We start from the raw sequence: 9,003 nt of genomic DNA, 5'->3' as shown, positions 1-9,003 counted from the left end.
GTCTTAAAATCAGTAGTCAGGGGCAACCAATCCGCGCCTATCCCAAACTGCCCTACAGTTAGCACACCATCAGCAGGGTAAGTCTCGTTGGACCGCGCATTAAGTATGGCTGATGTTCCTAAACCGACGTTTTATAGATTGCCCTGCGGCATCCATGCCGATAACTTCACCTGATTTTTTGCAGAAAATATTGGGTGAAAAACATGCTAATTGGCTACGTAAGGGTGTCAACAAATGACCAAAACACAGATCTTCAGCGACAAGCTCTCGAACGCGCAGGATGTGAACAGGTTTTTGAGGAAAAAATGAGCGGGACGGTAGCGAACCGGCCAGCGCTTAAAAAGCTTCTTCGAACGCTGAGTGAGGGCGATACGCTGGTAGTGTGGAAGCTGGATCGCCTCGGGCGAAGCATGCGAAATCTGGTACTGCTGGTCGACGAACTCCGGCAGCGCGGCATCCACTTCAAAAGCCTTACGGACAGCATCGACACTTCCAGCCCAATGGGGCGTTTCATATTCCACATCATGTCAGCCCTGGCCGAGATGGAGAGGGAGTTAATCGTGGAACGCACCCGGGCAGGACTGGCGGCAGCCCGGGAGAAAGGGCGCATAGGCGGCAGAAGGCCGAAGTTAACCCCTGAGCAATGGGCGCAGGCTGGCAGGCTGATCGCAAACGGAATGGACAGAAAGCAGGTGGCGATTATTTACGACGTTGCGGTGTGCACCTTGTATAAAAAATTTCCGGCGCGGTAGGGGTAGAGGAAAAAAATATTGAACATTTAATCCAATTTTCGTAATAAAGTATTGAAATGATGTAATAAAGTTGTTGAAATTTTGGTAAGCGGTTGGGTTGAGCATTGGGGGTATTCATGGCAAAAACAGATTCTATTACACCTGAAGAGTTTAGGGCTATTCACTTTGAATTGTCTAAAATCTCATCAACTTGGGCAGACTTATGGCTAACATTGTTTTCTCTCCGTGCTGAAGGCAGCAGGGTGATTACTATTAGATATTCCGATATCGAAGATGACATGCTGCACTTGGCTGGAACTCCAAAGTTTGAGCCACGAACAATTAGATTAAATTTATTGCTTTCTAAGTTAATTGCGTACAGAAAGGATTGCAATCCTTCTGATATTTATGTTTTCCAGAGTAGATCAAATCGAGTTAAAGGGTTAGCTAGGCCTGTGACTGTAATAGCAATGAATAATGCCTTAAAACAAGCATCCAAATATGTAACAAGGAAAAACATCACCATGAAAAGTGCTTTAAGGGTAATCGGAAGGAACTAGTTGGACGAGGGTTCATACACTAAATACCCACCTGTTTATGGAAAGTTAGGACGATGGTCAATGATCACGTCCTTTATCAAGTCATTATTCTCCCTGATGATTTTCGATTTACTACTCGATTGGATGTAAGATATGTACATGCATGAATCTTAGGAGGGATTTCGAGTAAGTAAAATGAGATCCTGATCAGAATAAATCAAACCTGGCATTGAGTAGAGTAAATAATAAAGCAGCGCATGCAAGATTTAATAGTATAACAAAACGGGCAGAAACATTCACTGAACAAATCTCCTGATCATGTATTAGACAGAGAATGACTGTAATGTAAAACCATCTTACATACACCTACTAAAAAAGACAGATAAAACAAGGTGCCATCCGATGAGATAGCTAAGCATTTGCGCCTTGGATAGGTCTTACCATCGGAACATCGGGTTATGCTCGCTTGTTGAGTGCTGAGAAATGAAGAGATTAGAGGTTTATAAGAGGTAGCCAGTTTGTCAAACGAGATAGTTTATTTATGATGCTCAACATATTGAATTGTTTAGCTTTATCATGGTGGTTTAGGGGGCGTTAAAACGAACTTATCACATTGTATTAAAAGTAAACAACTATCTTTCGTTTGATGCCTGAAAGCAGATGGGGATGGTTTTTCACTTTTTCTTCTAAAGGTCCAGAGTACGTTGCCGATAGTGAACATAGCGGCGCAGGAGCCAAATGGTGGAAGCCGTAAACTTAATTTAAGTTCAGTCAAATAGGAATTACTATCATGGCACAAGTCATCAATACCAACAGCCTCTCGTTGCTCACTCAGAACAACATCAACAAAAACCAGTCTTCAATGTCTACTGCCATTGAGCGTCTGTCTTCCGGTCTGCGTATCAACAGCGCAAAAGATGATGCTGCTGGCCAGGCGATTGCCAACCGCTTCACCTCTAACATCAAAGGTCTGACTCAGGCTGCGCGTAACGCCAACGACGGTATCTCCGTTGCACAGACCACTGAAGGCGCATTGTCTGAAATCAACAACAACTTACAGCGTATCCGTGAGCTGACTGTTCAGTCTTCTACTGGTACTAACTCTGAATCCGATCTGAACTCAATCCAGGACGAAATCAAATCCCGTCTGGACGAAATTGACCGCGTATCCGGCCAGACCCAGTTCAACGGCGTGAACGTGCTGGCAAAAGACGGTTCCATGAAAATTCAGGTTGGTGCGAACGATGGTGAAACCATCACAATTGACCTGAAAAAAATTGATTCCTCTACTTTAAACCTGACTGGATTTAACGTTAACGGTAAAGGTGAAGTAGCGAATACCAAAGCAACAGCTGACGATCTGAAATTAGCTGGTTTTACTAAAGGCACTACAGATGCGAATGGTGTGACTGATTATAAGAACACCATTGCTAACAGTAAGGCATCAGCTTCTGATTTATTAGCAAATATCTCAGATAAATCCGTTATCACTGGCGGCGGCGCAAATGCGTTCGGTGTGGCTGCAACCGCAGGTTACAAATATGACGCGGCAAGCAAATCATACAGCTTCGATGCGACAGGCGCAGATTCAGCAAAGACACTAAGCATTATTAACCCAAATACAGGGGATTCTTCTCAGGCAACGGTTACGATCGGTGGTAAAGATCAGAAAGTTAACATCTCCCAGGATGGTAAAATCACTGCGGCAGATGATAACGCGACGCTGTATTTAGATAAGCAAGGTAACCTGACGAAAACCAATGCGGGTGGCGATGCTGCTGCAACTTGGGACGGATTAATTTCAAACAGCGACTCGACTGGCGCAGTTCCTGTTGGTGTTAAGACTAAAATCACTCTTACGTCCGGTGCTGCTTCCGGGATGTCTGTGAGTTCAGAAGGTGCCGGCAGTCAGACTTCAACAAATGCCCAGATTCTGGCGGATGGCGCATTTGCTGCCAAAGTGAGCATCGACGGTGGCGCGGCAACCGATATTATGGTTGCTAATAATGGTAATATCACTGCGGCTGACGGTAGTGCGCTTTATCTTGATGCAACAACTGGTGGCTTCACTGCTACTGCAGCGGGGAATACAGCTGCAACATTAGACGCATTAATTGCTAATGGTAAAACAGCGACTATGACCGTCGCATCAGGTACCAGTCAGAACACTGTTTATAGCACTACTGGCAGCGCTGACTTCACCAGCCTGGCTAAAGTTGACACTGTTAATATCACCAATGCACATGTAAGTGCTGAAGGCATGGCCAACCTGACTAAAGGTGCAAACTTCACCCTTGATCTGGGTGGTACAGGTACAGCCACTCACACCGTTACCGCAGGTGTTGTTAAAGATGCTGCCAATGACGATGTTTATGTTGACGACGGTGCGCTTTCCAGCGAGCCGACAAAAGATGTGACCTACTTTGAACAGAAGAACGGTGCTATCACCAACAGCACTGGCGGTACCATTTATGAAACTGCTGATGGTAAGTTGACCACCGAAGCTACCACCGCTTCCACCTCTACTGCCGATCCACTGAAAGCGCTGGACGATGCAATCAGCCAGATCGACAAATTCCGTTCTTCCCTGGGTGCTGTACAAAACCGTCTGGTTTCTGCAGTAACCAACCTGAACAACACCACTACCAACCTGTCTGAAGCGCAGTCCCGTATTCAGGATGCGGACTATGCGACCGAAGTGTCCAACATGTCCAAAGCGCAGATCATCCAGCAGGCTGGTAACTCCGTGCTGTCCAAAGCTAACCAGGTTCCTCAGCAGGTTCTGTCTCTGCTGCAAGGCTAATTTCAAATTAAGTGTCAAAGCCCCATATATGTGGGGCTTTTTATTGGTTGAATAAGGTCGTTAAAAGTAGTCAAATCCTTTAATCAACGCTCGCACGATGATTTAGCATTTAACCAGTTTCGCTCCGTTTACACAGGTCCAGTTGTGATTAAAAAACAGGCATTCAAATTTTTGCTTGAACCTAACAAAGGTCAGTTATCAGACTTTTTGGCCTTTGCTGGCTCCTGTCGTTTTGTTTACAACAAAGGCCTTGCTCTTCTTAACGAGAATTACCGTTCTGGTAAAAAATTCATAGGCTACATTCATCTGGCTTCTGAATTGGTTGAATGGAAGAATGAAGAGAGCCTTTCTTGGTTGAAAGAAGCCCCTTCTCAGTGTTTACAGCAATCGTTAAGAGATTTAGACAGAGCATTCAGAAACTTTTTTACCGGCAAATCACAATATCCAAAGTTTAAAAAGAAAGGTCGGCATGATTCTTTCCGTATACCATGCCAAAGGGTTAGAGTAGATCAAGAAAAAAAATTGGTATCTCTTCCTAAAGTCGGCTGGGTAAAGTATCGCAAGAGTCGTGAAATCATTGGTGATTTAAAAAACGCAACTATTTCCCTGAATCAGGGGAAGTGGTATATCAGTTTTAATACAGAGCAAACAGTCCCTGATCCAATACACCCCTCTGATATCAAATCTACAATTGTACTTAATAATGTGGATAGCGTTCATCTGTCATCTGGGGGCGGCGGTGATAACACTTACCAAGCGGAAGAAAAGAAAAAATTAATCCGTCTTAATAAAACACTGACCAGAAGAAAGAAACACAGCCAAAATTGGCTAAAAACCAAAGGTAAAATTGACAGAGTAAAATCAAAGGCAGCAAGGATAAGACTCGATAATATCCATAAAGCAACCACGGCAATTTGTAAAAATCACGCAGTTGTTGAGGTTGTGAACTTGATGGATTCTGTATCTGACAAGAACGATAACACTCTGAGTATGAGATACGAATTTGTCAGGCAGTTGATATACAAACAAGAATGGCTGGGTGGTGAAGTTATTCGCCGGGAGAGTAAACCCTTGTAAGGGGGTTCAGTGATAATGTAGTATATGATGAATTTTAAGCGGCAGGGCATGTCGTTTCTGCTTGTGGAGGAAGGTTAATTCAACTTCCGTTGAAGCAAGAATCTCTTGATTGTTATTGAGAATGTCAACGTCTGGTCCAATACTTTACAAGTAGAAGTATATAAGTATGTTGAAATGGATTTGCGAGTTTTCAGTTGTGAAAGTTAAAAGCTAACTCAAAACGTAATTTATAAACCACTCGGTATCTCAACTAGTACCGCCCCTCAATGATTCTTGAAAATAGGCTTAAAACTTACTGGGTCTGCGACAGACTCAGGTTACCAAGCTTGTTTACAAAATAGGATTACTTGACTGCTCTATTGGCTGTCTACGGAACAATGAGTGGAAATTGAAGTATAAGAGCAATTTACGAGGCAGAAAAAGAAGATAAAAAAAGCTGAGTAATACACGCATTATTCTCAATAGAACGAGTAAAGTAAACTGCCGCCTGTCGTATGCAAAACGGGCGGCGACTGGCCGGTGATGGGGCGATAGTAAGAGTTGCAGAGCGAGCTTCGAAACTGATACAGGCTTTGCGGTAATCGAACCTGTAATGAAGAAGACGCCAGGTGATGTGTTGTTGATTCTGTGCGACTGCCACACACAGTTTGCCAATCTGATGGGGCTGTCACTCATGACAGATGATGGCGAAGCGATCGAAGGTGCTGCTCTGGAAGGGGGGAGGTGCTTGGTAGAGTGACGTTCTTCATCAACCGCGCGCTGGGTGATGATGACTGCCCAACAATTTAATTTACATTGCTTAACTGTAGGCACTCGTTATCACTCAATGAACAGGAGATCGTATGCTGACGATTTGGGCGCTACAGTGTAATATGCATGCCAGTCGTTGATGGGGTAGTTACTGTGGAGTGTCCACCGCTGTGTCCATCAAGAAGATTTAATCCGCATAGCGAGTAAATAAATCCATACATATGAAAAACATAAGAAATTTCTCCATCATTGCTCACATTGACCACGGTAAGTCGACGCTGTCTGACCGTATTATCCAGATTTGCGGTGGCCTGTCTGATCGTGAAATGGCAGCCCAGGTTCTGGACTCCATGGACCTGGAACGCGAACGCGGTATTACCATTAAAGCCCAGAGCGTGACGCTCGACTATAAGGCTTCCGATGGTGAAACCTACCAGCTGAACTTTATCGACACCCCAGGGCACGTTGACTTCTCTTATGAAGTGTCACGCTCGCTGGCGGCCTGCGAAGGCGCGCTGCTGGTGGTGGATGCCGGGCAGGGCGTAGAGGCCCAGACGCTGGCAAACTGCTATACCGCCATGGAAATGGATCTCGAAGTGGTGCCGGTTCTGAATAAAATCGACCTGCCAGCCGCCGATCCTGAGCGCGTAGCGGAAGAAATTGAAGACATCGTCGGTATCGATGCGACCGATGCAGTGCGCTGCTCGGCAAAAACCGGCGTAGGTGTTCCGGATGTACTGGAACGTCTGGTGCGTGACATTCCGCCGCCGGAAGGTGACCCGGATGCGCCGCTCCAGGCGCTGATCATCGACTCCTGGTTTGATAACTACCTGGGCGTTGTCTCGCTGGTGCGTATTAAAAACGGCACCATGCGTAAAGGCGACAAAATCAAGGTCATGAGCACCGGGCAGGTCTACAACGCTGACCGCCTCGGCATCTTCACGCCAAAACAGGTTGACCGTACCGAACTGAAATGCGGCGAAGTGGGTTGGCTGGTCTGTGCAATTAAAGACATCCTCGGCGCGCCAGTGGGCGATACCCTGACCGGCGCACGTAACCCGGCAGATAAAGCGCTGCCAGGCTTCAAAAAGGTGAAACCGCAGGTTTATGCGGGTCTGTTCCCGGTCAGCTCTGACGATTACGAAAACTTCCGCGATGCGCTCGGAAAGCTGAGCCTCAACGATGCTTCCCTGTTCTATGAGCCAGAAAGCTCAACGGCGCTGGGCTTCGGCTTCCGCTGTGGCTTCCTCGGTCTGCTGCACATGGAGATCATTCAGGAACGTCTGGAGCGTGAATACGATCTGGATCTGATCACCACCGCCCCGACGGTTGTCTACGAAGTAGAAACCACGTCGAAAGAGGTCATCTACGTCGACAGCCCTTCCAAGCTCCCGCCGCTGAATAATATTCAGGAACTGCGCGAGCCTATCGCAGAGTGTCACATGCTGCTGCCGCAGGAGTTCCTCGGTAACGTGATCACCCTGTGTATTGAGAAGCGTGGCGTGCAGACCAACATGGTGTACCACGGTAACCAGGTGGCGCTGACCTATGAAATTCCGATGGCGGAAGTGGTGCTCGACTTCTTCGACCGTCTGAAGTCTACCTCCCGTGGCTATGCGTCACTGGACTACAACTTCAAACGCTTCCAGGCCTCGAACATGGTTCGCGTAGACGTGCTGATCAACGGCGAGCGTGTTGATGCCCTGGCGCTGATCACCCACAACGATAACGCACCGTACCGTGGTCGTGAGCTGGTTGAGAAGATGAAAGAGCTGATCCCGCGTCAGCAGTTTGACATTGCGATTCAGGCGGCCATTGGTAACCACATCATTGCCCGTTCAACCGTGAAGCAGCTGCGTAAAAACGTTCTGGCTAAGTGCTACGGCGGCGACGTCAGCCGTAAGAAAAAGCTGTTGCAGAAGCAGAAAGAAGGTAAGAAGCGTATGAAGCAGGTCGGTAACGTTGAGCTGCCGCAGGAAGCATTCCTTGCCATCCTTCATGTTGGTAAAGACGGAAACGGTAAATAACCTTAAGGAGTTGGCATGGCGAACATGTTTGCCCTGATCCTGGTCATCGCTACCCTGGTAACAGGTCTGTTATGGTGCCTGGATAAGTTTATCTTCGCCCCAAAACGCCGTGAACGTCAGGCTGCCGCGCAGGCAGCCACGGGCGATACGCTGGACGCGAAAACCCTGAAAAAAGTCGGCCCAAAACCGGGCTGGCTGGAAACAGGGGCATCGGTCTTCCCGGTGCTGGCGATTGTGCTGGTGGTGCGTTCATTTATCTATGAACCGTTCCAGATCCCGTCAGGATCGATGATGCCAACGCTGCTGATCGGTGATTTCATTCTGGTTGAGAAGTTTGCCTATGGCATCAAAGATCCGATCTACCAGAAAACGCTGATCGAAACGGGTCATCCGAAACGTGGCGACATCGTGGTGTTTAAATATCCGGAAGATCCACGGCTGGATTATATTAAACGCGCGGTAGGTCTGCCGGGCGATAAAGTAACCTACGATCCGATAGCGAAGGAAGTGAGGATTCAGCCAGGCTGTAGCTCTGGAACTGCATGTGAAAATGCGCTGCCAGTCACTTACTCCAACGTTGAACCAGGTGATTTTGTGCAGACCTTCGCCCGCCGTAATGGCGGTGAAGCGACCAGCGGATTCTTCCAGGTGCCAAAAGGTGAAACCAAAGAGAACGGTATTCGTCTGGTTGAACGCAAAGAGACGCTGGGCGATGTCACTCACCGCATTCTGACCGTGCCAATCGCACAGGACCAGCTGGCAATGTACTACCAGCAGCCGGGCCAGCAGCTGGCGACCTGGATTGTGCCGCCGGGACATTACTTCATGATGGGTGATAACCGCGATAACTCCGCGGACAGCCGTTACTGGGGCTTTGTGCCGGAAGCGAATCTGGTCGGTAAAGCAACCGCTATCTGGATGAGTTTCGAGAAGCAGGAAGGCGAGTGGCCGACCGGCGTTCGCCTGAATCGTATTGGCGGAATTCATTAATTTTCGTCAAAAATAACACGTAGCGGCTTTTATTCGCCGCTACGTGAATTATTTCAGCGATAAATCTCTTTGAACTAACGACATCC

At 47.4% G+C, this 9,003-nt stretch carries 6 protein-coding genes; all 6 read left to right on the top strand.

Annotated features, from left to right (window positions below; genetic code table 11):
* Positions 1–203 precede the first annotated feature (203 nt).
* The 6 genes from ACOTXC_RS08270 (at position 204) to lepB (ending at position 8,917) form a co-directional block, all read left to right on the top strand.
* Positions 204–752 carry a recombinase family protein gene (locus tag ACOTXC_RS08270; protein WP_006811570.1) on the top strand — a complete coding sequence of 183 codons (549 nt, stop codon included), beginning with the start codon at positions 204–206 and terminating at the stop codon, positions 750–752.
* A 116-nt stretch (positions 753–868) separates the two neighbouring features.
* The gene (locus tag ACOTXC_RS08265) at positions 869–1,291 is read left to right on the top strand and encodes a hypothetical protein (protein ID WP_006811569.1); all 423 of its coding nucleotides are present in this window, start codon (positions 869–871) and stop codon (positions 1,289–1,291) included.
* A gap of 769 nt (positions 1,292–2,060) precedes the next feature.
* Entirely contained in the window at positions 2,061–4,073 is a 2,013-nt protein-coding gene (locus ACOTXC_RS08260; RefSeq protein ID WP_032659794.1) for a flagellin, read from the top strand.
* Between the two features lie 144 nt (positions 4,074–4,217).
* Entirely contained in the window at positions 4,218–5,150 is a 933-nt protein-coding gene (locus ACOTXC_RS08255; RefSeq protein WP_048247008.1) for an RNA-guided endonuclease InsQ/TnpB family protein, read from the top strand.
* A 971-nt stretch (positions 5,151–6,121) separates the two neighbouring features.
* Positions 6,122–7,927, top strand: a complete 1,806-nt coding sequence (gene lepA / locus ACOTXC_RS08250; RefSeq protein WP_022649041.1) for a translation elongation factor 4 — start codon at positions 6,122–6,124, stop codon at positions 7,925–7,927.
* 15 nt (positions 7,928–7,942) lie between these two features.
* Complete coding sequence (gene lepB / locus ACOTXC_RS08245; protein ID WP_022649040.1) at positions 7,943–8,917, top strand: signal peptidase I; 975 nt, start codon at positions 7,943–7,945, stop codon at positions 8,915–8,917.
* The last annotated feature ends 86 nt before the right edge of the window (positions 8,918–9,003 follow it).

The sequence above is a fragment of the Enterobacter cloacae complex sp. IR5428 genome (assembly GCF_049238585.1).
In the GTDB taxonomy this organism is placed as follows: domain Bacteria; phylum Pseudomonadota; class Gammaproteobacteria; order Enterobacterales; family Enterobacteriaceae; genus Enterobacter; species Enterobacter intestinihominis.
This window is presented reverse-complemented; position numbering and strand designations above follow the sequence as displayed.

Bases quoted from the DNA above. Each gene is read 5' to 3' on its own strand.
- ACOTXC_RS08270 (WP_006811570.1), top strand. From the start codon at position 204: ATGCTAATTGGCTACGTAAGGGTGTCAACAAATGACCAAAACACAGAT.
- ACOTXC_RS08265 (WP_006811569.1), top strand. From the start codon at position 869: ATGGCAAAAACAGATTCTATTACACCTGAAGAGTTTAGGGCTATTCAC.
- ACOTXC_RS08260 (WP_032659794.1), top strand. From the start codon at position 2,061: ATGGCACAAGTCATCAATACCAACAGCCTCTCGTTGCTCACTCAGAAC.
- lepA (WP_022649041.1), top strand. From the start codon at position 6,122: ATGAAAAACATAAGAAATTTCTCCATCATTGCTCACATTGACCACGGT.
- lepB (WP_022649040.1), top strand. From the start codon at position 7,943: ATGGCGAACATGTTTGCCCTGATCCTGGTCATCGCTACCCTGGTAACA.